Here is a 24,601-nt window from a genome sequence, read left to right as displayed (position 1 = left end):
GCAGCAATCGAAAAGCCGGGCGGAAGAACTCCGTCCGGCTTTTTTTCGCGCGTCTCGAGCCGCACCGCCGCGACGCACTGCCGTCGATGCGCTCGTCCATCCGGCCGCTGGCCATCGGCAGGCGATGCGCGCTCAGCCTTCGTCGGGCGCGTACGCCCACGTCCAGCCGCCGTCCCGCGTCACGAGCAGGCCGGCATCCGTCAGGAGCGCGCCGAAGTCGCCTCCCGCGAGCGTCAGGCTCATGACCTCGTCGGGCAACTTCGATTGAGGCCCGGGCGCGAGATGACGCGCACGCCACGTGGCGCCGTCATCCGTGGTCACGAATAGGGTGAGCCCCTGGGACGGGTCCATGGTTGCGGACGAGGCGCACACCACCATCCCGCGCGATCCCGCCCACGCCATCGCGAGCGCGTCGTACCCCTCGGGAAGCGAGACCGTGCGCTCTGCGTTCCCGGTGACCGGAGACGCCGTGAGCACGGGCTGAAGCACCGGCCCGGTGTCCTTGCCGTTCGACTTGCTGCCCGGGCGGATCAGCTTGTTGTCGAGCCACCAGACGGTTCCTCCGTCGAAGGCGGGCGCCAAGGCGAGATCGTCATTGGGGACGGAGCGGACGGTCGACCAGTGCACGCCGTCCCGCGATTCCAGCACCAGGTTCTTCGGCATGGCCGCTATGGCGAGGAGGTAGCCATCCGCCGTCACGGACAAAGCCGCGTCCGACGGACCGAAGGGCGTCAGGCTCTGCACCACGCTGCTGGGCAGGTCCGCTGCGCCGAGTTCCGTCCACTGTTGGCCGCCGTCCCGGCTCACCCACAGGCGCAGCGGGCCGTTGTCGTTGTCACCCGAAGCGCCACCCGAAGTTCCTACCGTGGCCACGGCGAGGAGCTTGCCGGGGCCCGCCGCGACCGCGATGGGCGTCTGATGAGGCATGCGGGTCAGGATGCGCCACGAGGCGCCGCCGTCCTCGCTCTCCTCCACCGTGCCCTGAAACAGATCGCTATCGATGCCCACGAGCGCCGGCCGTCCAGCAGAACCCAGCGCGGGATCCGCGACGACCTGCACGTCGGGCGGCGCCGCCGGCGCGACCCTGTGCCACATGTCGAGCTCCGGTCCACTCGCGTAGAGTCCTGTCGGCTCGGACGAGGACGGCGCGGCGTACCAGGTGCCGGACGGGCTTAGGGCCAGCGCGACGCTGTTCCAGTACGGGACCGTTGCGAGGGTCGACGCGTGCCCGGTCCGGAGGTCAAACGACGTCACGCCGCCGGGAAACGGCGCCGCGCCCGGGCACAGGCCGATGTACGCGACGCTTCCGTCGAGGACCGGCACCGACTGCGCGACGCGCCCCTGATACGCTTGCGGCATGGCCTCGCGCCACGATGCCCACCCGTTTGTGGTCCAAAGAACCCGCGTCTCCCAACTGCCGAGATCCTTGACCACCCACACGCCGACGCCGCTTGCGGTCATGGCGAGATCCGCCTCCCACGGCACGACGCTCGGCCCTGTCAACACGGTGTGAAACGTGCGCCCCCCGTCCTCGCTCTCGGCGATCACGACAGGCGCGGGGTGATTGCCCGCGCGAAACACCTGCGGCGATACCTCGCTCAGCCAGATCCGCGTCGGCGACGGGAAGGCGGCATCGAGCACCGCGTCCTGGAGCGGCACCCGAGCCCAGGTGGCTCCGCCGTCCGCCGATCGCAGCAGTTCGCCGCTCACCGCAGCGTAGCCGGTCGCCCCAAACAGCGCGAGGACCGGCGTCTCCGCGGACATCTCATGGCCTGTGGACACCGTGGTCTGCCAAACGGAATGCCACGACGCACCCGCGTCGCGCGTCAGCCAGATGCGGTACGTGGCCGGCCCCTCTGCGGTGGTGGGGCTCGCCGTTCCGCGCGCGACGGTGATGACGGCCCCGTCCGATGGGCTCGAAAACGAGATGGCCGCAACCTGACCCGGGATCTCGCTCACCACATGCCAAGGCTTGCCGGCCACACTTTTGATGATGGCGCTCGAAGACTGTCCAACGAGCGCCGCAAACGCAGTGGCGCCGGCGAAGCTCGGCGGGATGACCTGCGTGACGCGAGCCGGTCCCCAACCTGGATGGCCCAGGATCTCAAACGCTCCGCGGCTCGCGAGCGCGCCCCCGGTACTCGAACGGTTCGCATCTGCCGTGACTTCGGCTCCCTTGGCAGGCGTCCCGTTCGCGTTCGCCCCGGCCGCTGAAGAGCCTGGTAAAGAGCCCGGCGCCTTCTCGCCCGAGACGCCTTGCGCGCCACAGCCCACGGCGAGCACGCCACACACGCCACACACGGCACCCAACCACATCCAACGGCGCATTCCATCCGCCTCCTTCTGCGCTTCGCGCACAGACCACATGGATTAGACGGAATGCGCCGCCATCCTGTGACACCGACGGAAGGCGTCAGGTCTGTCCCACCCAGTCAGGCCGCGCGACGCGCCGCCACGCCTCGCGGATGGCGTCAAACTCCTCCTTCGTCAGCGCCCCCTCGTCGACGTAGCGCGCGTTCTCCTGCCACCTTCCCGGATTCTGCGTCCCCACGATGGCCGTCGTCACCCCCGGGATGGAGAGCGTGAAGCGGAGCGCCACCCCAACCGCCTCGCTGAGCGGCCGCTCGGTGAAGGGGAACTTCAGTTCCCTGAGCCTGCGCCAATACTCGACGTAATAATCCACGTCGGGCTTCTCGTGATACCGCCACGCCACGTTCGCCACCGGCCGCTTGGCGATGATCCCCATGCCGCGCGCGGCAGCCAGAGGAATCGCCCCATCGATGGCGCTCTGATCCGCCACGTTGACCGAGGTCTGCAGGCTATCGAACACGCCGAGTTCCACGGCGTACTTCGCCGCCTCGTTGTCGCCGCTGTAGCCGAGGAAGCGGATCTTGCCCGCCTCCTTCGCCTTTTGCAGCTCCTCGATGACGCTGCCCTCCTTCAGCACCTCGATGGAGCAGCTGTGGAGCTGCATCAGATCCACGTAGTCCGTGCGCAATCGCTTCAGGCTCCGGTCGATGCTCGCGCGGATGGTCTCCGGCGCCCAGTCCGGGGTCTCGAGGCCCGATTGATGGCCGCACTTCGTGAACAGAAAGTACTCCCCGCGGCGGTTCCCCACCGCCCGGCCGATGAGTTCCTCGCTGTCCCCGTAACACTCGCCCGTGTCAATCACGTTCAGCCCCGCGTCGAGCGCGCTCGCGAGCAGGCGCTCCACCGTCGCCACGTCCGATCCGCGAATCTCCGATCCGCCAAACCCCAGCGCGCTCACGCGCATACCCGTGCGTCCAAACTCGCGGTATTCCATCGTCCTCTCCTCCTCACGCCTCGGCTTCCTCGGCTCGCCTGAGGCAGGTCATGAGCACGTCTCCCAATTCCCCCGGATGCGTCAGCCGAAGGGTCACGTCCGGCCGCTCCCGGCCGATATACCGATCAATGTAGATGGTCAGCATCCCCAGGCGGATGGCCGGCCGCATCTCGTTCCGGTAGTGATCTCCTATGGACACCGCCCGCTCGGGCGCCACGCCGTACTTCGCGAGCCACTTGCGGAAGTGCTCCTCCGTCCGGTACGGTTTTACCGCCCGAAACACGAAGTCTTCGATCACGTCCTCCAAATTCAGCTTGCGCAGAATCGCGCGGCTGTCCGGCTCGGGGCTGTTGGTGGCGAGCACCACGTGGCCGCCGCGCGCCCGGATCTCCTCCATCGCCTCCCGCAGCCCGCCGAGCGGCTGCATGGGAAACGGGCCCGCCATGAAGTCGCGCGTGCGCAAAAACGCCTCGTCCCGCTCGCGCGGGCCAATCCCATGCCGAATCGCCACCACCTGCAGCAGACCCCACGGGTCGTCCACGTGCAGATACGCCCGATCCGGCCTGTCCTCCTCGGCCACCTCCACGCGCTCGCCCGTCTCGCGCGAAAACGCGTGTCCGTAAAACGCCTGGCCGTCGCGCAGAAGCGCGCGGTGAGCGTCCTCGAGGAACGCCTCGCGCTGCGCTTCCGGCAAAAACGACGCCAATTCGCGGGCGTACGCCTCAAAGTGCTCTGTCTCCGCGTAGACGGTGCCGTCGAGATCGAAGATGAAAACCTTGGCACGCCCGATGCGGACGTAAGGGTCCTGATGCACTCATCTCACTCCCGCAGAATCGAATGTCTCTGGCATCATGTTTCACAATTTCTCTTCTGATCACGCCTCGAGTCGAAAATTGGCCACCATGCGCTGCAGCGACTCCGCCATTTGCGCGAGCGCGGCGGCCGACGCCGTCATCTCCTGCATGGAGGCGAGCTGCTCCTCCGTCGTCGCCGCCACCGTTTCCATGCCCGCGCTCGTCTGTGCAGACACCTGCGCGATCTCGTCCACGCCCTCGCGCAACTGCGCGGACGCCCGGCCGAGCCGGTTGACGAAGGTCAGCACGCCCTGCAGCTCACCGTCCACGCGCTCCACCGCCTGGCGGATGCGCGCGAACGACGCGTCCACCGCTTCGAACGAGGCCCGCCCCGCCTCGACCTGCTCGCGCGACGAGGCCATGCGGGCCGCCGCGTTCTCCATGTCGGCCCGAATCGCATCCACCAGCGACGCAATCTGCTTCGATGAGTCGGCCGACTGCTCCGCCAATTTGCGGATTTCCGACGCCACCACCGAAAAGCCGCGCCCCGCCTCGCCCGCGCGAGCCGCCTCGATGGCCGCGTTCAGCGCCAAAAGGTGCGTCTGCTTGGCGATGCGGGTCATGACCTCCACAATCGCGCCCACCTCCTGCGATCTCGACGCAAACCCCCGCACCGCCTGCGCCAGGTGTTCAAAAGCCCCTTCGACGGAGGCCATCTGCGCGGACGCCTGGGCCACGTGCGCGCCCCCTTCCCTGGCCGCCTCCCTGGCTTGGGACGTCGCCTCGCTGGCGCCTTGAAACCGGGCCGACATGTCGTTCATGCCGCGAGAGAGAAGCTGAAACACGTCGGTCGAACGGACGATGCGCTCGTCCTGCCGCCGCACGCCGGAGGACACGTCCTGGATGGTGAACGCAATCTGCTCCGCCGCCTTGCCCGTCTCCTCCGCGCTCGCCGCGAGTTCCTGGCTTGCCGCGGCGAGATCGCCAGAGGTGCGCGCGAGCTCGCGGATGACCTCCTGCATGGCGGCGGTGGCGGCGTTCAGCTCGCGTGCGAGAAGTCCCATCTCATCCTGGGTCTCGACGGCGACGCGCGCCGCGAGATTGCCCGCCGCCACGTCCTGCACCGCGCGCACCAGCCGGCCGAGCGGCCGGATGACGAGGATCTGGATGGCCACGAGCAAAAGCGCAGCCGACACAATCACGCTGACCGCGCTGTTGACGTAGATCCCGTAATGACTGTCCGGCACCGCGCGGCGAATCGCGGCGTTGATGGCGTCCGCAATGGGGACGCTCACCGCGAGGCTGACGATCACGACGACGATCATCTTCACGCGCAGGCTGACGCGCACGGCCTTCTCTGCCTGGGAACCTCCCTGAGATCCTGTGTGCAACGCTTCCGATGTAGTCTCCAAAGGGCCTTCACTCCCTATTGAGCATCCCCTCTCAAACTACGACGCCAGGCGCGCCATCTCCTGCCTGCGGTTGCCCATGCACCGGCGCGGCTGTCATAATAGAACAAGTGGTCTGACAGGGACAGATACGGGAGGTGCGCCATGGGATTCGACTACTGTTTCGCGTGCGGAAAGGACAACCCGCACGGCCTCCACATGCACTTTGAGCGGGACGGCGACGGCGTGGTCTGCCACTTCCAGACACAGGAACATCATATCGGCTGGCCAAACGTGCAGCACGGCGGGATCACGTGCACGCTGCTCGACGAGGCTTCGGCCTATGTGCCGTTTTTCCTGGGGCTCGTGACCGTGACGGCCGAGCTGAACATCTCGTTCAAGAAGCCTGTCCACGTCGGCGAGCGGCTCCGCGTGTGGGCCAGGCCCACGAAGGTTTCGTCGCGCCTTCTGGTGGTGGAAGCGGCCGTGGAGAGCGAAGACGGCGAGCTGAAGGCGTCGTCGACGGCCAAGATGATGGTCCTCAGCGCGGAGAAACAAAAACAGCTTGGCATGGAGGGGTTGGAGGCAAAAGGATGACATCCCGGGAGAATCGCGGTCGCCTGCTCATTTCGTGTCCGGATCAAATCGGCATCGTCGGCGCCATCGGCCAATTTCTCGCCTCGTGCGGCGCGAACATCGCCGAATCGGCGCAGCACTCCACGGCCCCCTGGGGCGGCGACTTCTTCATGCGCGTGGAATTCGAACTCGAAGACCTGCCCAACCGCGAGGAGGCGCTCTGCCGCGACTTCGCAAAGTTGGCCGAGGAATACCAGATGCGCTGGCGGTATCACCCCGCGCGGAAGAAAAAGCGCATGGCCATCTTCGTCTCGCGCGAGCTGCATTGCCTGCAGGAGCTTTTGTGGGAATGGCAGGACGGCCTGCTCGACGCGGATCTCAAGATGGTCATCTCCAATCACGAGGACGCGAGGCCCCTCGTGGAAAGCCTCGGCATTCCATACTACCACATCCCGGTCACGCCGGAGGCCAAGGCGGAGGCCGAGGCCCAAGCGCTCGCACTCCTGGATGGCCAGATCGACGTCATCGTCCTCGCGCGGTACATGCAAATTCTGAGCCCGTCGTTTCTCGAGCATTATCCGCAGCGCATCATCAACATCCATCACTCGTTTTTGCCGGCATTCATCGGGCGGAATCCGTATCAGCGGGCGTATCAGCGCGGGGTGAAGCTCATCGGCGCGACGGCCCACTACGTGACCGAGGAACTCGACGAAGGGCCCATCATCGAGCAGGACGTGATGCGGGTCGACCACCGCTTCACGGCGCTCGACCTGCGCATCGCGGGACGTCAGGTGGAGCGGGCTGTGCTGAGCCGCGCCGTGAAATGGCACCTGGAGGATAAGGTCATCGTGCACGGCAACAAGACCATCGTGTTCGCGTGAAAACATGCCGCGAGGATGTGGCATGGGCGGCTGTCGCTTCGGCGTCCGCCAGCGTGGCATACGCTGAAGCGAAAGGAGGCTGTTTCGCCATGCCACATCCGTTATATCCCATTGCGAAGCAATACGTCGGGCGACCCGTCATCGTACACCACGTGAACGGCCGCCGATATCACGGCATCCTGCACAGCGTCCGCGATCACGGCATCTATCTTCTCAACGTCCGCCCCATTGCCCACGCGGCGGGTCAGGGCGAAGAGCGGTTTTCGACGCTCAACGAGGCGACGAGCGGTGACGTGGAGACGGTGTACGCGCCGGTCGGCTACTTTGCCTTCGGCGCCCTGACTGGCCTCACGCTCGGCACGGCGCTCGGCGCGACGATGGCCCGCCCGTACCCGTACTACGGCTACGGTTATGGATATGGGTACGGTTACGGTTACCCTGGCTACTGGTGGTAAGCCGATGGGGCTGTCCCCAAGCCCATCCGTTCGAAGGGGGCAGGGGCTAGCCCCTTTTTCATGCTCACTGGCTGTCTCGCATGCTGGTATGAAAAAGGAAAAAGGGACCCTGCCTCGTTCGAGAGGGTCGCCTCCTTGAGCAGATGGTGGGTGAAGCGGACGAGCCTCATCGCGAGGTGCGTTTTCACGAGGCCCCATCACGCCGAGCTGCCGGCGGCAGGCCCGTGCGCCACTTGGCGCGCCCGCTCAGCCACAAGCGACACCAGCCGCGGATCTCGCCCGAGCGGCTCCGCCACCCGAAACGAGATGCGCCTCTCGCCCCGCCATCGGTTCACCCGCTGCGGAAGTCCCTCGGTGAGAAGCCCCGGAAACCAGAGATACGGCACCACGGCGATGTGCCCGCAGCCCATGCGCCACAAGTCCTCGAGCGCCCCTTCCAGCGAGCGCCCCGTGCCAGCCAGGTAGCCGTGGACAAGCGGTCGGCCGATCCGGCCTGCCACATTCTCCGCCACGCCCGCAAACGCGCGCTGCGCGCCCTCGTCGCGATTGCCACGCCCAACCAGGACGACGCCAGCCCCCTCCGGCATGCGCGCGACGAGCGCCTGGGCGCGATCGACGGCCACATCGATGAACGCCGACTCGTCCCCGAACGGCCGGCTCCAAGTGAGGTCAAGCCGCCCCACCTGTTCCTCCGCGCACGCCACGGCCTGCGGCAGGTCCACGCGCATGTGCCCCGCCGAGAAGAGGAGGAGCGGCACCATGTGCACGCGCCGCACGCCCGCCGCGGCCAGCCGAACGAGCGCCTCCGCCACATCCGGCTGGGCGATCTCGACAAACGCGCGCGCCACGTCTTCATCGCCAAGCCCCGCGCGCTCCGCGACATCGTCCACAAACCGGTGCCACATGTCCATTCCGCCTGGAAGCCTCGTCCCGTGCCCGATGAACAGAACCTTGCCCGCTCCGCCCGTCATGCGCCGCACACCGCCTCGGCGGCCGCGAGTCCAAACGCGTCGGCGCGGCGCAGCGGCTCGCCGCCCATTCCCACGTCGTCGGCGAGCGGGCGCAACAGGGCGGGATCGCCGAGCGCCCACAGGTCGGCCGGACCTTCGGCCAGCCATTCGGCGACGATGTCGCGCCACGCCCGCACGAACGGCTGCCAGCGTGGGGGCACCGCTGGCGCGAGCCGCGGGCCCAGGAGGTGAAGCGGCCGCACCTCGGCGCCGCTCGCCCTGCAGGCCGCCTCCACGTCCGCGTCGCGGCCCGAGCCGGGCACCTCGGCGAACCACACCTCCACGGGCATCCGCGCCATCTCGCCGAGCGAGCGGGCATCGGGCGCAAGGCCGCCATCGCGCAGGACTTGTGTGACGTAGCCGTCGACGGCGGCGAGCTTGAGGCTCGAGAGCCGGCGCAGATCAAGCCCTGCGCGCTGCACAGCGCAGAACCACATCTCGACACCGAGCGCCGTGCGGAAGGCGAAGCCCACCGGCTTCCCTTGCGCCGACATGGACACAGCGGCCTCCAATTCGGCCAGGCGCACACTCTGCGCTCGATCCCACGTGTGCGCGAGCACCTCCGCCCCCTCGGCCTCGAGCTTCGCCGCGTGCGCCAGTGCCTCGCGCATGGAGGAGGCGAACAGAAGGTGGCGTTCGCCGAAGCGCGGCATGGCTTCGAACCACGAGCCGAGCGACGCGTCCGCCGCCACGTCGCCGATGACGATCACGGCGGGCGATCCGATGCCCCGCCGCTCGGCCTCCGCAGCCAGTGTGGCGAGCGTCGCGCGCAGGGACCGCTGCTTGGCGCGCGAGCCCCACGCCACGATGGCGGCCGGTGTGTCGGGCGAGACGCCCCGGGCCCGAAGCTCCTCCGCGATGCGCGGCAGTTCGGCGACGCCCATGAGCAGAACGAGCGTCTCGGCGCCCGCGAGGGCGTCGAGATGCGCCCGCAGCCCGTCGCCCGCATGCCCCGTCGCCACGGCGAACGAGCGACTCACGCCGCGCAACGTCACCGGAATGCCCGCAAACGCGGGCACGGCCACGGCCGACGTGACGCCTGGCACCAGTTCGAACGGCACGCCCGCCTCGCGCAGCGCGGCCGCTTCCTCCGCGCCGCGGCCAAAGACGAGCGGGTCGCCCCCCTTCAGGCGGACGACGAGGCCGTGATGGCGCGCCAAATCGACGAGCATCGCCTCAATCTCCCGCTGCGCGAGCGCGTGGCAGCCTGGCGCCTTGCCAGCGTACAACAGCGCGGCGTCCGGTTTGGCGTGCATGAGCAGGCGCGGCGAGACCAACCTGTCAAAGACCACCACATCCGCCTGTTCGACGAGCGCTCGGGCGCGCTCGGTCAGAAGCCCCGGATGGCCGGGGCCGGCGCCGACGAGCGCCACACGGCCGTATGCCATGTCGCCCCCTCCTTCACATTCGTCACGAGACCGGGACGGCTTCCTTCAGCCGCTCCAGCCCGACGCGATGGCAGAAATCCCCGAACCGCTCGCCGGGCAGCCGCTCGTCGCGGTACAGCTCGAGCACCGGGCGGAGCGTCGGGACGAGATCGTCAAACGGCACCATCTCGCGAAAGCGCGCGTTCAGGCGCGTGCCGGCGACGTTGGCGCCGAGGAAGATGTCGTACTTGCCGATGACGCGGCCCACAAAGCCAATCTCCGCGATGTACGGCCGCGCGCACCCGTTGGCGCAGCCCGTCATGCGCACGGTGATGGGCTCATCCGCGAGGCCGAGTTCCGCAAGCAGCGCCTCGAGCCGCTCGACGACCTTCGGGAACACGCGCTCCGATTCCGCGATGGCGAGCCCGCACGTCGGCATGGCCGGGCAGGCCATGGACCGCAGCTTGACGGGCGAGTACGCGTCCGGCAGGCGGATGCCCTGCGCGGCGAGATCCGCCTGGAGGGCGTCGGCCGCCTCGGGGGCGAGGTTGGCCAGAATCAGGTTTTGCTGCGTCGTGAGGCGCACGGTCGGGCGGTACTTCGCGATGGCGGCCGCGAGCGCCGACTTGAGCGGAAAACCTGGCTTGTCGGCGATCCGGCCGTTTTCCACGTACAGCCCGAGGTGCACCTTGTCGCCGTCCTCGATGCGTCCGAGGTGATCGTCCGACGAGTGCCAGACGAGTTCGCGCGGCGGTGCGAGCCTTTTCCCCACACGGCGCTCGGTCTCCTCGCGGAACCAGTCCACCCCGCGCGACTCGACGAGGTACTTCATGCGGGCGAACTTGCGGTTCTCGCGATTGCCGTGATCGCGCTGGATGGTGATGATGGCCTTGACCACATCGACGAGCTCATCCGGCGTGACGAAGGCAAAGGGCTTCGCGAGCGCCGGGTGCGTCTCCTTATCGCTCGCGGTGCGCCCCATCCCGCCGCCGATGAGGAGCGTGTACCCGGCCACCCGCTCGCCGTCCCGGTGGGCCACGATGCCGATGTCGTTCGAGTACACGTCCGAGCAGTTGTCGCCTTCATAAGCGAAGCCAATCTTGAACTTGCGCGGCAGGTACGTTTCGCCGTACAGCGTCTCCCGCGCGCCATCGACCTCCGGGTCCACCCGCTCGCCGTCGAGCCAGATCTCGTGGTACGCGTTGGTCTTGGCGCTCGTCTCGTCCACGAGCCGGAGCAGGTCCCGGCGGACCGCCTCCTCGAACGGGCCCTGGTGCGGATGCGCGCAGCCGACGGTGTTGCGGACCTGATCGCCACAGCCGCCGAGCGTGGTGATGAGCGCCTCGTTGATGCGGCGAATCGTGGACTTCAGATTCCGCTTCAGTACGCCGTGGAGCTGAAAGGTCTGGCGCGTCGTGACGCGCATGCTGCCGTTGCCATATTCGTCGGCCAGGCGGTCGAACACGAGGTATTGCTCCGCGCTCAGGACGCCGCCCGGGATGCGGGCGCGGATCATCATGATGTAGTGACGTTCCTTGCCCTGCTTCGTCAGTTCCCGGCGCAGGTCGCGATCGTCCTGCTGGTACGTGCCGTGAAACTTGAGCACCTGCACGGCCTCTTCGGTGAAATGGGACGCGTCGTTCTGGAGTTCCTCCTGAAGCGGCCCGCGCAGGAACCGGCTGTTCTTCTTGATGATCTCGACCTTCGACAGCTTCTCCTCAGACACGCGCGCACCCCCTCATTGATCCGCGTGAAGGCCGCACTCGGTCTTGTCGAAGCCGGCCCAGCGACCGCTCCGCGGGTCTTCGCCCGGCTTCACGGGACGCGTGCAGTGCAGGCAGCCGATGGACGGATAGTTGCGATCGTGCAAGGGGTTGTAGGGGACGCCGCGTTCCACGATGTAGTTCCAGACGTCCTTCTCCGTCCAGCGCACGAGCGGATTGACCTTGACGATGTTGAATTTCGCGTCCCACTCGAACACCTTGGCGTTGCGCCGCGTCGGCGCCTGTTCCCGCCGGATGCCGGTGATCCAGCCGTCGTAGCCAGCGAGAAAGTCCGCGAGGGGCTCCACCTTGCGGATCTTGCAGCACTGGTTCGGATTGCGGCTCCAGAGCGCGTCGCCGTATTGGGCCGCCTGTTCCGCGAGCGTGAGCTTCGGCAGCACCTGGTGCAGGTTCGGAATGCCGTACTTGGCGACGGCCTGCTCAATCAACTCGTACGTCTCGGGAAACAGCACATTCGTGTCGAGATAGAACACGTCGGCCTGCTTGTCAATGGACATCAGCATGTCGAGGATCACCATGTCTTCGGCGCCGAACGAGCAAGCAAAGGTGATGTTCGGCACCCTGCGCAGCGCTTCGCGCAGGATGTCCTCGGGTTGCGCATCTTCGTACGTCGCGGCCAACTCCTCAATCCACGCCGCCTCTTCCAGGGTCACAGCCACGGACCTTCACCCCAAATTCCAATTGGTTTATGCGACATTCCACCGTATCTCCACGTTAATCGCGTTTAACCATAATGTCAATCGGATTTTGGGGTGATTGGGCCGGAACGCGGCCGATTCCTCGGCCCAGCTCTTGCGTGGCGTCCGCGCCCGAGTCCGCGGCCGAGTTTGCACACAGGCGCGTCTCGCGCGAGCTCGTCGGACGGTTGGCCCCCATCGCGATGATTTTTTGGCTTGGTGAAAGCAGGAGCGTGACCTATCATGGAAGGGGGAAATTTGCAGGAGGCGCCGGATCCGCGCATGAGGGCCGTAGGCCCGTGGATCGAAGGCCCGTCGATGTCGGGCGGCGCGCCTGAAGGGAGCATGCGGTGTGTCCCATTCTGCCGAACGTCCGCGCCGACGCGAAGCCGCGTCCTGGAACCGGGTCCCCGTCTGGCTGAAGCCTCGCGGCATGGCATGCGCCGTGATCGGCGGCGGACGCGTGGGCGCGAGGCGCGCCAGGCGGCTGGCGGAGGCTGGCGCGAAGGTCACCCTGGTGAGCCCGGCGCTTGGACCGGAGGCCGCCCTTCTCGTCGAGCGTGGCGTGGTGACGTGGATCGACCGCGCCTACCGGCCCGGCGACCTCGCCGGCTTTGCCCTCGCCGTCGCGGCGACGGACGATGCGGAGGTCAATGCGGCAGTGCGCGAGGAGGCGCGTGTGCGCGGCATCTGGTGCAACCGGGCGGACGACGCTTCCGATAGCGATCTCGACTTCGCAAGCGTCGTCCAGGTCGGCGAGGTTTCGGTGTCCATCGCAACCGGTGGATCCAATCCCGGTCTCGCGAAACGCCTCCGCGAAGCGCTGGAACATGATCTCACAACAGGCGGCGATTCGTTCATTCGGTTGCTTCGGCGACAGGCCGACGGGCCCGGCGCCCAGGCATGACCTCCCGAGCCATGACCACGCCCATCGCCCCGTACGCGGCGAGATTCAGGTAGACCATCCACGCGTCCTGCTGCGCGTTCACCGCGCCAAAACACACGACCCACAGGTTCCAGAACGCGCTGAACGCTAGCGCCGTGGCCACGGCGCGCCACCGCCTGTCGAGCGCGGCGAGCCATGAGACGAGGGTCACCGCGAGCACCACGTACCGCTCGTGCATCTCGGTCGCCAGCATGAAAAACGAGAAGCCGACGAACGCGGCGGCGCTCGTTGCCCGGATGGAAAGGGCCTGACGGGATCGGACGAGATACGCGAGGGCGGCCAGACAGGCAGCGGCGAGAAGCGAGAGCCCCACCTCCTTGTAGGTGAGCCCAAGGATGGCGGGCGCGCGATCCGACGCGTACGGCGACGCGTCGAAGAAATCAAACCAGATATTCATCGCGTTCATGCTGAGGTACGGGTACTCGCCGGTCGTGGCGATGTACGCAGAGCGAATCATGGGCCAAAGCCCTCCGCCCCAAAGCGGCAGGGCGACAAGCACGAGAGACATCAACGCCCCACACGCGAGCTGGCCCAGGCGGCGCAGGCGCGGCGGCTGCGCCCACGCGGCGGTGAGCAGCACCGGCAGCACCACGATGGTCTCGAATTTCGCCGCAAGACCCAGCCCGAACGCCACGCCCGCCACAAGCGGCCGCTTGCTCACCAGCCACACCGCGGCGAGCGCGAGCGTCGCGTCGATGACGTCCACCTGCCCCCACACCGCGGTGCCGAAGATGAGGACCGGGTTCAGGCAGTACCCGGCGATGGCCCACCGGCGCTTCTCCGCTCGCATGCCCCGCGACAGCGCCCACATCGCGGGCATGAGCGCCGCGTAGATGGCGATGCCGGGCAGCTTGGCCCAGAACGTACCCGGGCGAAGGCCCAAATGCAGCGCCGACGCAAGGCGCGCGTAGGCGTCGAGCACGTACAGGTAGAGCGGCGGATAGTCGATCCCGCCCGCCTCATACGCGCGCGACAGGCCCGCCGTGCGTACGGCCTCCGCCCAGCGGAGAAAGATGGCCTGATCTGCCACGTAGCCGCGGGTGGTGGCGGCAAGCGCCAGCTGAATGGCCAGCGACGCAAGGCAGCACGCGACAAACCACGCCCAGGCAGGGATCTTGTGCACGATGCGCGCGGACGCCTCACTCACGCGGAGAAGCCTCCCTCCGCAAGCCCACGGCGCGATCGACAATATAGAGAGGCCGACCGCGAACCTCGTCGAGGACGTTGCCCACGTAGAGCCCGAGAAGTCCGACCGAGACCAGCACGGCGCTCGTGCAGACCACCACCCCCGAAAGCACGAGCGCCATCACGTCCATCATCTTCCCGCTCGCGGCAAAGAGCGCCGCGAACGCCGCGAAAGCGAGGAGTCCCAACAGGCCTGCCACCGCACCCGCGTAAAGCGGCCAGCCAAGCGGGCGCGTGGAAAACGACGTCACCGCGTCCGACGCCAGACGCATCATCCTGCGAAGCGGATACTTGGATTCGCCGGCGAAGCGGGGTTGGCGGACGTACTCCACCTCGGCCTGGCGGAAGCCCATCCAGGCCACGAGCCCGCGCACGAACCTGCGGTGCTCGGGCAGTGCCCGGAGCACGTCGCACACCTTTCGGTCCATCAGCCGAAAGTCGCCCACGTCCACCGGAATTTCCACGTCCGTCATGCGATTCAGCACCCGGTAAAAGGCCGCCGCCGTCGCGCGCTTGAACCACGTCTCGCCAAAGCGGATGGCTCGGCGCGCCAACACGACATCGTACCCCTCGCGCCACTTGGCGACGAGCTCGGGGATGAGGTCCGGCGGGTCCTGCAGATCCGCGTCGATCACGACCACGGCGTCGCCCATGGCCGCGTCGATCCCGGCCGTGATCGCCAGTTGGTGGCCGAAGTTGCGCGCGAAGTGAATGACGCGCACGCGCGAATCTCCTTCCGCCAGCTTGTCGAGCAGCACAGGAGAGGCGTCGTTGCTGCCGTCGTCCACGTACAGGAGCTCCCACGACAGAGGGAGCCCGTCGAGCACCGACGTCAGCCGCTCGTGCGTCGTGAGGATTACGTCCTCCTCGTTGAACACCGGGACGACCACGGAGAGGAGGTTGCGGCCTTGTGGGCGCCGGCCTCCGGGCAGGCCCACGTCGCCCGGAAGGACCGAGCTGACCGTGTGCGCCTGCCCGCGAGGCCACTCACGACTGGGCGTTACCTGTGTAGACATACAGTTCAAGCCCCCCCATGCCGCCGAATCCGCCAAAGCCACCGCGACTCGCCGCCGAACTCGACGACACGCCGCCCCACGCGCTCGCCGACACGAGCTTGCAGTGCTTTTCGATCCAGGTGACGATCTGGCTGTTGCCTCGCCCGCCGAAGCCACCGCCGCCGTCGAGGAGGAAGTACTTCACCTTGCCCTCCTCGCATAGCTGCTCGAGCTTCGCGACGGTCATCGCCCCGTCGGATCCCGAGAAGCCTCCCATCGCCATCACCGGCAGACCTGTCGCGATGATGATGGGCTCTGCGGGCTGGGCGTTCAGCGTCGCCACGAGGAACGATCCCTTGGACGGCCGGTAGTGCGCCACCAGGTAGCGAATGAGCTTCTCATACTGCGCGACGTTGTCGTTCTCGCTCGTCCGGCCCGCAACCCCCATGCCACCGCTCGTCGATCCCGCCGGACCCGCCGCGGGCATCGTGCCGTTTACCCCGTAGCGTGCGGGCGTCAGCGACCAGTACCCCGGCACGGCGAGGAGGGAGAGGAGTCCGATGACGGCGCCCGCGCGCCGCCAGCGCAAAGACAGCCGCGGAAGGAACAAAAGCGCCGCCGAGAAAGCCGCCAGCGCGACCGTCACCGCGATGAGCGCGACGCGCACCGTCGGATAGCTGCGGACCATCAGGCACTCGTAGACGAGATCGAGCAAAACCACGCCGAGCAAGTACCACTTCCAGCGGCCACCCGCCCGGAAGTCGCGCCACATCGCCACGAGCCCCGCCCCGACCAGCGCGGCGATGGCAGGCGCCAGCGTGATGAGGTAGTACTGGTGGAAGAACCCCGCGACGCTGAAGAACGCGCCGACAGGGATGAGCCACGCGGCCCAGAAGAGGGTCGCCCGCTCGGCATCCGTCAGCTCGCGGCGCCGCTTCCAGCGCACGTTGCGAAGCAGCGGCACAAGGGCGAGGCAGGCGATGGGCAAAAGCCAGCCGATCTGCGGCCCGAGTTGGGCCTGGAAGAGGCGCAGGACGCCGCGCGTGCCGGTGTCGAACATGCCACCGCCGCCAAAGCCGCCGCCACCAAAGCCGCCGCCACCAAAGCCACCGCCGAAGCCGTCGCCAAAGCGATGGACGTAGCCGCCCGTCCCGAACGCTCGGCGAAACTCGCCGCTGCCAAACGGGAACGGCGCCTGACTGCCCTGGCCGCCTGGGAATCCTGCGCCCGATCCGCCGAAGGCCCGGCCTGCCCCGCCTTGCCCCGCGCTTTGACTGCCGGCCGAACTCGAGCCCGGGAAGGCGCCGCCCGGAAATCCACCCGCGCCCTGCGTGAAGCGGCGTCCGAATTCGCCCGCGCCGGGGAAACGGCCGAACTCCATCCTGAAATTTCGTCCGCCGACTCCCATGTTGCCCGTGAGCCGGTTCACGCCGTTGTAACCAAAGATGAGCGTGAATTCGTTGTTGTCGGTGGTGCTGCCTACGTAAGGGCGCTCGCTCGCAGGCGTCAGTTGCACCACGGTCGCCCAACTGAACGAAATCGCGCCGAGGAGCGCCGTCATGACGCCGAGGTAGGCGAGTTTCCTGCGCCAGGGAAGTTTGCACGCGACGAAGTAGCCCGCGTAGATGGCAGGCAGGATGAGGTAGGCCTCCATCATCTTCGTGTTAAACGCGAGCCCCTCCATGACGGCGACGCCTATCAGCGGGCGCAGGCGGTTCGTCTCGATGGCGCGGAACAGGAACCAGGTGGCGAGGAGCATGAGAAACACCAGCATCCCGTCCACCTGATTGGTGCGGCTCACCGCGACGGCAATGGGCGTGAGCGCCATGGCGGCCGACGCGATGAGACCCGCCACCTTGCCAAAGTGACGCTTGACCAGCGTGAACATCAGCAGCACGGAGCCCACATCCGCCAGCGCCTGCGGCAGGATGAGAGCCCAGCCGTGAAAGCCGAACACGTAAGCGAATGCAGCCTGAATCCAAAAGTCAAGAGGCGGCTTGTCGATGGTGATGAAGCCGCCGGGATCGAACGAGGCGAAGAAGAAGTTGTGCCAACTCTCCAGCATGCTGCGCACGGCCGCAGCGTAGTACTCGTTCGCGTAGCCCTCCTTGTTGAGCGCGTACAGATTGAGGAACAGGGCCACGGCCGCGATAAGTGCGAGCACGCTCCTGTCCCAGGTCCATCGGCGCTTGGTCTCCAATGCCACTCCACTCCCCATCTGTGCTCGTGTCGTTGCGTGGACATCATGCGCGAACAACCTGAATCGCGTTTGAGCGCAAGCTGAAAGGATCCTGAGGGCGCCGCTGAACGCAGCCGTTCAACAGCGTTTCAGCCTCGGTTCAGGCCCGTTTCAGGCTCGGAGAGCAAGATGGCGGTGATGGCAACAACTTGGATGGCGAGGAGAGGTTGAGACCGATGCACATTGGCTGCGCCGTCATTCCGGCCGCAGGTCTAGGTACGAGGCTGCGACCGGCGACACTGTGGATTCCAAAGGAGATGTTCCCCATCCTGGACACGCCCGCCATCGCATTCGGGCTTGAGGAGGCGCGTATGTCCAAGGTGGCGCGCGTGATTGTCGTGATCCATCCGGGAAAAAGGATGCTCGTGGACTTCGTGCAAAACTGGGCGAAAGAGCTGCGAGCGAGCAAAGGTGAAGTGCCGGAAATCCAGTTTGTGGTCCAGGAACGGCCGCTCGGCCTCGGACACGCGGTGTGGAGTGCGAAAGACGCTGTAGGAGAGGAGCCGTTTTACGTCCTCTTGCCGGACGAGCTGTTCTTCGCCGAGACACCCGCCCTCCTCGCGCTGGGGCGGAACGCACCCGCATCGTGGGCCGCACTCGTGGGAACGCAGAAGGTCCCGCCCGACGAAGTGCACCAGTATGGCATGGTCGGATTGTACGAAGGAGCGCGCGTGGTGGAAGTCGTGGAAAAACCGGAGCCGACGCAGGCGCCGTCCAATGTCGCCATGGTGGGGCGATATGCGTTTCAGCCGCGCATCTTCGACGCGTTGTCCGAGGCGGCGCCCGATGCGAGCGGCGAGATCCAGTTGACGGACGCCATTCGTCTTCTTCTGCCGGATGGCGTGTACGCGCAGTGCCTGGCCGGGGAACGATTTGACATCGGCAATCCGTCAGGTTGGGCGCGCGCGGCACAGGCACTGGCGCGCGTCCGGCGGACGGCCGCAGCATCGCAGAGCGCCGCCCGCTCATAATCCGCCCGGCCGCTTGATTGGGCGCACGCCCGCTATGCCTCGGGCCGAGGTCGAAGTGTCCTGCGAACGACGGCCACCCTGCGACGCGAGCCTTCGGCCACCGCGGGTGGCGCCGCCTCCGTCGGCGCTTGTGCAGACGCGCCGGTCCGCTTGACGTTGCGCAAGAAGAACGACATGGCGAGCGCCACAAGCGCAATTCCAGCCGCCACCAGAAAGCTGTCGTCGATGCCCTCCACGGTGGAGAGGAGTTGCGCCTGGCCGTACATCAGATAGGTGACCACGGCCTGCGCCTGTTCCATCGTCATGGACGCCATCGCCTGAAGCGTCTGCGCGAACTGGGACAGCGTGATGTTCAGGAATGGATTGTTCATGTTCACCGAATCGACGAGCTGCTGGTAGTGCATGTTGGATCGATCCGTCATGATGGTGATAAGAAGCGACGTGCCGAGCGACGCCGCAATGGTCCGCACCGTGTTGGCCGCCGCCGTGCCGTGGCTGTTGTACTGCCGCGGCAGGTGATTCAACCCGGCCGTCATGATGGTCATCATGATGAAGCTCAGCCCGAACATGCGAAGCGTGTAGATCCACATGATGTCACGGAGCGGCGTTTGCAGGTTGACGCGGCTCAACTCCCACGTCGTGACGACCGTGATGACAAGTCCCACGATGGCGAGCGGCCGAATCCCGATTTTATCGAGCAACGCGCCGGAGATGGGCGACATAATGCCCATCAGGATGGCTCCAGGCAGCAGGATCAAACCGGAGTCCAGCGCCGAATAGCCGCGCACGTCCTGCACGTAGATGGGCGTGAGGAGCGAACCGCCAAACATCGCCATGTTCGCCACACAGCTCACGATGGCCGCGATGGTGAAGCCGCCGTATCGAAAGACGCGCAGGTTCAGGAGCGGGTGATCCGACGTCAGTTCTCGGACGACAAACAGGATCAGAAATACCACGCCGAGCACAATGCTCACCAGGACTTCCGCCGCCCCCCAGCCCTTGTTACCCGCCTCGCTGAAGCCATACAAGAGGGCCCCAAGCCCAATGGTGGATGCCGCGAAGCTCCAGAACTCAAACTTCGGGAACGTGCGCTCCGTGACATTCTTGAGGAAGACGGACGCCACGACGAGATCGATCACGGCGACGGGCAGCACGATGTAAAACAGCACGCGCCACGAGTAATTCTGCACAATCCAGCCGGACAGCGTCGGGCCGACCGCGGGCGCAAAGAACATCGCGATGCCGATGGTGCCCATGGCGCGGCCGCGCGTCTCCGGCGGATACAGGTTCAGAATGACGGTCATCATGAGCGGCATCATGATGCCTGCTCCAGCCGCCTGGACAATTCGCCCGATGAGCATCACGGGGAAATCGGGCGCCAACGCACACAGGAGCGTTCCGACGCCGAAAATGAACATGGCCCCAAGAAACAACTGGCGCGTGGTGAACGTGCCAATGAGGAACGCCGTCATCGGAATGACGATGCCGTTGGTCAAAAGGTAGGCCGTCGACAGCCACTGCACCGTGCTCGCGGACACGTTGAAATCGGCCATGAGCTTCGGCACCGCGACGTTCAACAGCGTTTGATTCAAAATGGCCGCAAACGCCCCCAGGATGAGCGAGAAGAGGATGGGGCCCTTGTGCACCACCGGCTCCCCCGTGGGCCCGCCCGGCCCCGGCTCGAGCGGGCGGCCGGCAATGGTCCGTTCGCCCTGCATGCGCCCACCCCCTTACTTGTGAATGCGCACCGTCGCGCTCATCCCCGGCACGAGTTGACCTGTGTACGTCTGCAGCCGAATACGCACCGGGATGACCTGGGTCACCTTGGTGAAGTTCGCGTTGTTGTTCGTCTGAGGCAAAAGGGAAAACGTGGCCGCGGTCGCGAGGCCAATCTGCTGTACAACACCTTGGAAGGACGTGCCCGGGAACGCGTCCACGTAGACGTCCACGTTCTGGCCGACGTGCACGTCATTGATGTCCGTCTCCTTGACGTTCGCCGTCACCCAGAGGTCATTCAGGTTGTACGCGTACGCGAGAGGCGTGCCGGCGGCGACGAACTCATGGTTCACCGCCTGATTCTGGACAATCGTGGAGGTCTCCGGCGCGGTCACACTGGCCGATGCGCCCTTCGCCCCCGGCACCGAAATGGTGCCAATCACATCTCCGGCCGAAAACTGCGCGCCTTCGGTTCCGTTCCATGAGGTGAGTTCACCGGAGGCTGGCGCCGTGATGACAATCTGTCGCCCTGTCACCTGCGCGTCGTCCGTCTTCAGATAGAGCGTCGACTGGTGATAGAAGTAATACCCCACGAACCCAGCCGCGAGGATGACCACGAGGATGATCACCTGGATGAGGAGAAGCCGCCTTGCATTCATCGGGACACCTCCGCCGAAACTTCGTCAAGTGAAGTGTCCCACGCACGCGCGGCTTCATGCTCACCGCCGCACGCCACCTATTTCCAACCCTTACGGACTTTGCTCCGGGATTTGATACGCCGGCGAGGACTTCCAGTTCGCCGGGATGGAGGTGTCTGTCCACCCGCTCTTCGGCATGAACGGCGCGTGATGCTCGTTGAAGTACGCGTCCAGCATTTGCCGCGCGATCACGGCCGAAAACTGGGCGCCGTACCCTCCGCCCGGCGCCATCACAGCCACCGCGACCTGCGGATTGTTTGCCGGCGCATAACAGATGAAGACCGAGTTGTCGGTCGGCTTGCCCCCGAGCATGATCTGCGCCGTACCCGTCTTGCCCGCCACCTGATACGGAGCTCCCGCGAACGCGCCGTACGCCGTGCCGTTTGGATTCGACGTCACGCCTATCATGCCGCGCTCCACGAGATTCCACTGCCAATTCGGCGCGTCTAACCGACCAGCCACCTTCGGCTTCGCCGTGGACACGGGCTTGGCGCCGTTCGTCGGCGTGCCGTTCGGCCCGTATGCCGCCTGCAAGACGTGCGGTGTCAGGCGGACTCCGCGATTGGCAAGCGCGAGCGCGTATTCCGCGAGTTGAAGCGGCGTGAACATCTGCGACTGGCCAATGGCGGCATCCGCCAAACTCGCCGGTGATCCGTAGTTCGCGTATTCCCCCGTCTTGGCGATGGACCGCTCGCTCGCCTTCAAATCGTACGCGACCTGCCGATTTCCCTGGCGCGAGTCGAGGATATAAAAAGCGCCGTCGTTCTCGTACGGCAGGTCGATGCCGGTCTTGTAACCGAGGCCAAAGTCCGCCTCACCCTGAAACAGCGCGTTCATGCCCTTCGCCAGATCCGTATTGAGATAGTGTTGGTACGATCCGTCCTGCGCCGGCCAGGACCCGCCCTGCGTCGGGCTCGATCCGAACCACTTGCCGAGCCACAGCCCGACCTCGTAGAAGAACACGTCGCTCGACACCGTCAGCGCCTCGACGGGATCCACGGCGCCGAACGCGAATCCCTCGTCCTCGTTCTTGCGCGACTTCCCGATGTAGATGTACCCGTCATCCTGGATGGTGGTCTGCGGATTCACGAGGCCCGCCTTCATCGCGGTCAACAGGTTCGCTGGCTTTACCGTCGATCCCGGATAGTTGATCATCGCGATGGCGTTGTTCACCTGTGCCCCCGAGTTCGACACGTAGTGCGCGTGTTGACCGAGCGTGCCCAGCGTGAACCAGTTGGGATCTAAATACGGGTAGCTGACCATGGCAATGACGCCGCCCGTCTTCACGTCGAGCATGACGGCCGCAGCGTTTTCCACCGCGTTTTTGTTGCTCGCTTTTTGGATCATGTCCTGCATGATCATCTGCGCACACGCCTGTTCGTGTCCGTCGAGCGTGAGCTGGAGGTTTTCGCCGTTCTTCGGCGGGATCTCCCCCGCCTGCGCGATGGCATTGCCGGCGCTGTTGATGGTCACGAGTTCGTAGCCGGGCTTGCCCTGAAGGACAGACTCGTACTGCTCCTCCACGCCGGTCTCCCCGACCTTCTGGCTGTACAGATATCCCTTGTACCTGCTCACGTTCTCGGCGGTGATGGCACCGACGTACCCGAGCACCTGCCCGGCGAGATCGCCGAAAGGATACTCGCGGATGTAGTCCTGGATCACCTGCACGCCGGGGAGCTCGGACTGGTGTTCCACCACGTAGGCCACCTGGCTGAGCGACACGTCGCTTGCGAGGGTCACCTGAATCGAGTCGGTATTTGACTTCATCAGGCTGTAGAGCGCCTGGGGCGTCTGGTGCAACACGGGCGCCAGCGCGGCGGCGAGCCGCCTGTACGTCGCATCTGAGGTGGTCGAATACCGGTTCATCACGATGGACAGGGATGGTTTATCCCACGCCAGGACCTGACCGTTGGCATCGTAGATCCAGCCGCGCTGCGGGAGAACCGGGATGCGCGCCTTGGGAATGCTGAGTTCAGCCTGTCGATACGCCTTTCCATTCGAGATCTGCACGTACGCGGCGCGCAGCACAAGGCTCGTGAACGAAAGAAAGGTCATGGCGTAAATCACGTGCATGCGAAACTGGCGCTTGCGCCAGCGGCGTTCCTCTTCAGTCAGTTCTTCGCGTTTCCAAAATCGCATACCATAACCTCGTCCTTTGGTGTGGGCCCAAATCCGGCGCCGTGCGGGCGCGGCGAGATCGGCGTACAATGAAATGGGCAGGCAGGATTTGTTGGACTGCGCCCCACGCCTAGATTACCATAAAGTTGTTGATCCCCGCGGGGCGAAAGGGGGATGATCCGATGTTCTCCAACGCCGTGTGGTCCTGGCTTGCGCACGCGCTTCCGCGGGCGGCGTGGTTGCCCGCCTTGTGCGCGGTGGTGTGGACGGCCATCTTTCTCCGAACCATCCCGGACCTCGTGCGAACGCCGCGCCTTCGGCCCCGTGAGGCCGCGCGCGCAAGCCCAGAGATGTATGGCCGCGTGAGCATCGTCGTTGCTGCGCGCGACGAGCGGGAGCACATTGCAACCACGCTCGCGTCACTTCTGCGCCAGACGTACGCGGATCTCGAAATCGTCGCGGTCGATGATCGGTCCTCGGATGGGACGGGCGACGTGATCGACCGGATGGCGGCACGCGACTCGCGCATTGTGCCGGTGCACATCGGGGAACTGCCGCGCGGGTGGCTGGGCAAAAACCACGCACTGTACCTCGGGGCCATGCGCGCGACGGGCGACTGGCTGCTGTTCGCGGACGCGGACGTCCGATTCTACCCGGACGCGGTGGAACGGGCCATGGCCTACGCGCACGCGCATCGGTTGCATCACCTGACGGTGGCGCCGAGGCTCATCGCATCGGGCTACGCGCTGAAGCTGTTGACGGCGGTGTACATCTTCAACTACGTACTGTTCAAGCGGCCCCAGAGCGCGTACCGCAGGCGCACCCGCGCGCACGCCGGCATCGGCGCGTTCAACCTCGTCAGCCGGGAGGCGTACGAGTGCATCGGCACGCATCGGGCCATCAGCTTGCGCCCCGACGACGACCTCCACCTCGGCAAACTTATCAAGCGACACGGATTTCGGCAGCGATTCGTCGTGGCGCAGGACATGATCGAAATCGAGTGGTACCCGAGTTTCCGCTCGATGATCATTGGCATGGAGAAGGCTCCGCTGCCGGCGTTTCACTATTCGGCCGCGCTTCTGACGGCCGCGATGATACTGATGATGGCGCTCTACACCACCCCATTCGCAGGGGCGATTGTCGGACCGGGTTGGTATCGGCTGTTGTACCTGTATTGTCTCGTTCTCATGGGAATCTTATATGAACTTCATGCGGTCTTTCTGAGGCTGCCAAAGCACCAGTTCCTCATCCTGCCGCTCGGCATGCTGCTGTACAGCTACGCGTTCATCCGTTCGGCGGTGCTGGCGGTTCGTCGGGGAGGGCTTGTGTGGCGGGACACGTTTTACACGTTGCGCGAACTGCGCCGAGGCCTGTGACCTGTCACCCAGGTCCCATGGCCTGGTGCGCTGGCGGCGACGCGAAAGGCGTCCGCATCCCTCCTCGGGACAGCGGGCGCCTTTGGCGTAGACTGGACCAGCTGAAGCAGGGCACGCGTTT

The 24,601-nt window shown here is 66.0% G+C and carries 20 protein-coding genes; 6 read left to right on the top strand and 14 right to left on the bottom strand.

Features of this window, described 5'->3' with window-relative positions; translation table 11 throughout:
- Nucleotides 1–132: 132 nt before the first annotated feature.
- The 4 genes from AMA01_RS03140 to AMA01_RS03125 all read right to left on the bottom strand — a co-directional run bounded on the left by AMA01_RS03140 (nucleotide 133) and on the right by AMA01_RS03125 (nucleotide 5,510).
- Nucleotides 133–2,328 (bottom strand): sialidase family protein, encoded by a 2,196-nt coding sequence (locus tag AMA01_RS03140; RefSeq protein WP_067847138.1) that lies wholly within the window; start codon nucleotides 2,326–2,328, stop codon nucleotides 133–135.
- Between the two features lie 85 nt (nucleotides 2,329–2,413).
- Nucleotides 2,414–3,304, bottom strand: a complete 891-nt coding sequence (locus AMA01_RS03135) for an aldo/keto reductase (protein WP_067847135.1) — start codon at nucleotides 3,302–3,304, stop codon at nucleotides 2,414–2,416.
- A 13-nt stretch (nucleotides 3,305–3,317) separates the two neighbouring features.
- The gene (locus tag AMA01_RS03130; protein ID WP_067847134.1) at nucleotides 3,318–4,118 is read right to left on the bottom strand and encodes an HAD family hydrolase; all 801 of its coding nucleotides are present in this window, start codon (nucleotides 4,116–4,118) and stop codon (nucleotides 3,318–3,320) included.
- Between the two features lie 60 nt (nucleotides 4,119–4,178).
- Nucleotides 4,179–5,510, bottom strand: coding sequence for a methyl-accepting chemotaxis protein (locus tag AMA01_RS03125; protein WP_067847132.1), 1,332 nt, complete (start codon nucleotides 5,508–5,510; stop codon nucleotides 4,179–4,181).
- Between the two features lie 141 nt (nucleotides 5,511–5,651).
- Here AMA01_RS03125 and AMA01_RS03120 point away from each other — a divergent pair, with 141 nt between their 5' ends.
- From AMA01_RS03120 to AMA01_RS03110, 3 genes are all read left to right on the top strand, one after another.
- The gene (locus AMA01_RS03120) at nucleotides 5,652–6,083 is read left to right on the top strand and encodes a PaaI family thioesterase (protein ID WP_067847130.1); all 432 of its coding nucleotides are present in this window, start codon (nucleotides 5,652–5,654) and stop codon (nucleotides 6,081–6,083) included.
- Nucleotides 6,080–6,943: a formyltetrahydrofolate deformylase gene (gene purU / locus AMA01_RS03115; RefSeq protein WP_067847127.1), complete on the top strand. Its 864-nt coding sequence runs from the start codon at nucleotides 6,080–6,082 to the stop codon at nucleotides 6,941–6,943. The genes AMA01_RS03120 and purU overlap by 4 nt, the downstream gene beginning before the upstream one ends.
- A gap of 89 nt (nucleotides 6,944–7,032) precedes the next feature.
- Nucleotides 7,033–7,398: a hypothetical protein gene (locus tag AMA01_RS03110; protein ID WP_067847125.1), complete on the top strand. Its 366-nt coding sequence runs from the start codon at nucleotides 7,033–7,035 to the stop codon at nucleotides 7,396–7,398.
- Nucleotides 7,399–7,595: 197 nt separating this feature from the next.
- Here the strand turns inward: AMA01_RS03110 and AMA01_RS03100 are convergent, their stop codons facing one another.
- The 4 genes from AMA01_RS03100 to AMA01_RS03085 are packed head-to-tail and all read right to left on the bottom strand — an operon-like array spanning nucleotide 7,596 to nucleotide 12,218.
- Nucleotides 7,596–8,369 carry a sirohydrochlorin chelatase gene (locus tag AMA01_RS03100; RefSeq protein WP_067847252.1) on the bottom strand — a complete coding sequence of 258 codons (774 nt, stop codon included), beginning with the start codon at nucleotides 8,367–8,369 and terminating at the stop codon, nucleotides 7,596–7,598.
- Nucleotides 8,366–9,796, bottom strand: coding sequence for a uroporphyrinogen-III C-methyltransferase (gene cobA, locus AMA01_RS03095; RefSeq protein ID WP_067847120.1), 1,431 nt, complete (start codon nucleotides 9,794–9,796; stop codon nucleotides 8,366–8,368). Before cobA ends, AMA01_RS03100 begins: the two co-directional genes overlap by 4 nt.
- Before the next feature lie 22 nt (nucleotides 9,797–9,818).
- On the bottom strand, nucleotides 9,819–11,501 hold the full coding sequence (locus AMA01_RS03090) for an NADPH-dependent assimilatory sulfite reductase hemoprotein subunit (protein WP_067847118.1): 1,683 nt from the start codon (nucleotides 11,499–11,501) through the stop codon (nucleotides 9,819–9,821).
- Nucleotides 11,502–11,513: 12 nt separating this feature from the next.
- Nucleotides 11,514–12,218, bottom strand: a complete 705-nt coding sequence (locus AMA01_RS03085; RefSeq protein WP_067847112.1) for a phosphoadenylyl-sulfate reductase — start codon at nucleotides 12,216–12,218, stop codon at nucleotides 11,514–11,516.
- A 370-nt stretch (nucleotides 12,219–12,588) separates the two neighbouring features.
- On the opposite strand from AMA01_RS03085, the gene AMA01_RS03080 reads away from it, so the two are divergent.
- The gene (locus AMA01_RS03080) at nucleotides 12,589–13,143 is read left to right on the top strand and encodes a precorrin-2 dehydrogenase/sirohydrochlorin ferrochelatase family protein (RefSeq protein ID WP_067847109.1); all 555 of its coding nucleotides are present in this window, start codon (nucleotides 12,589–12,591) and stop codon (nucleotides 13,141–13,143) included.
- Here the strand turns inward: AMA01_RS03080 and AMA01_RS03075 are convergent.
- The 3 genes from AMA01_RS03075 to AMA01_RS03065 are packed head-to-tail and all read right to left on the bottom strand — an operon-like array spanning nucleotide 13,094 to nucleotide 17,568.
- Entirely contained in the window at nucleotides 13,094–14,329 is a 1,236-nt protein-coding gene (locus tag AMA01_RS03075; RefSeq protein ID WP_067847106.1) for a glycosyltransferase 87 family protein, read from the bottom strand. The two genes, AMA01_RS03080 and AMA01_RS03075, sit on opposite strands and share 50 nt — an antisense overlap.
- Nucleotides 14,322–15,383: a glycosyltransferase family 2 protein gene (locus tag AMA01_RS03070; RefSeq protein WP_231862801.1), complete on the bottom strand. Its 1,062-nt coding sequence runs from the start codon at nucleotides 15,381–15,383 to the stop codon at nucleotides 14,322–14,324. Before AMA01_RS03070 ends, AMA01_RS03075 begins: the two co-directional genes overlap by 8 nt.
- A complete protein-coding gene (locus AMA01_RS03065) occupies nucleotides 15,355–17,568 on the bottom strand; it encodes a glycosyltransferase family 39 protein (RefSeq protein WP_231862800.1) in 2,214 nt (737 codons plus the stop codon). The genes AMA01_RS03070 and AMA01_RS03065 overlap by 29 nt, the downstream gene beginning before the upstream one ends.
- A 209-nt stretch (nucleotides 17,569–17,777) precedes the next feature.
- Here AMA01_RS03065 and AMA01_RS03060 point away from each other — a divergent pair, with 209 nt between their 5' ends.
- Nucleotides 17,778–18,572 (top strand): UTP--glucose-1-phosphate uridylyltransferase, encoded by a 795-nt coding sequence (locus AMA01_RS03060; RefSeq protein WP_067847100.1) that lies wholly within the window; start codon nucleotides 17,778–17,780, stop codon nucleotides 18,570–18,572.
- A gap of 32 nt (nucleotides 18,573–18,604) precedes the next feature.
- On the opposite strand, the gene AMA01_RS03055 is transcribed toward AMA01_RS03060, so the two are convergent.
- From AMA01_RS03055 to AMA01_RS03045, 3 genes are all read right to left on the bottom strand, one after another.
- A complete protein-coding gene (locus AMA01_RS03055; RefSeq protein ID WP_067847098.1) occupies nucleotides 18,605–20,290 on the bottom strand; it encodes a DHA2 family efflux MFS transporter permease subunit in 1,686 nt (561 codons plus the stop codon).
- Nucleotides 20,291–20,302: 12 nt separating this feature from the next.
- Entirely contained in the window at nucleotides 20,303–20,947 is a 645-nt protein-coding gene (locus tag AMA01_RS03050; protein ID WP_067847092.1) for an HlyD family secretion protein, read from the bottom strand.
- Between the two features lie 90 nt (nucleotides 20,948–21,037).
- Nucleotides 21,038–23,125, bottom strand: coding sequence for a peptidoglycan D,D-transpeptidase FtsI family protein (locus AMA01_RS03045; protein ID WP_067847090.1), 2,088 nt, complete (start codon nucleotides 23,123–23,125; stop codon nucleotides 21,038–21,040).
- A gap of 161 nt (nucleotides 23,126–23,286) precedes the next feature.
- Between AMA01_RS03045 and AMA01_RS03040 the strand changes: the two genes are divergently transcribed.
- A complete protein-coding gene (locus AMA01_RS03040) occupies nucleotides 23,287–24,480 on the top strand; it encodes a glycosyltransferase family 2 protein (RefSeq protein WP_067847088.1) in 1,194 nt (397 codons plus the stop codon).
- Nucleotides 24,481–24,601: the final 121 nt, after the last annotated feature.

Origin of the sequence: Alicyclobacillus mali NBRC 102425, assembly GCF_001570745.1 — a bacterium.
Lineage (GTDB): Bacteria > Bacillota > Bacilli > Alicyclobacillales > Alicyclobacillaceae > Alicyclobacillus > Alicyclobacillus mali.
Note: the sequence above shows the minus strand (reverse complement) of the source record. Positions and strands in the feature narration are given on the sequence as shown.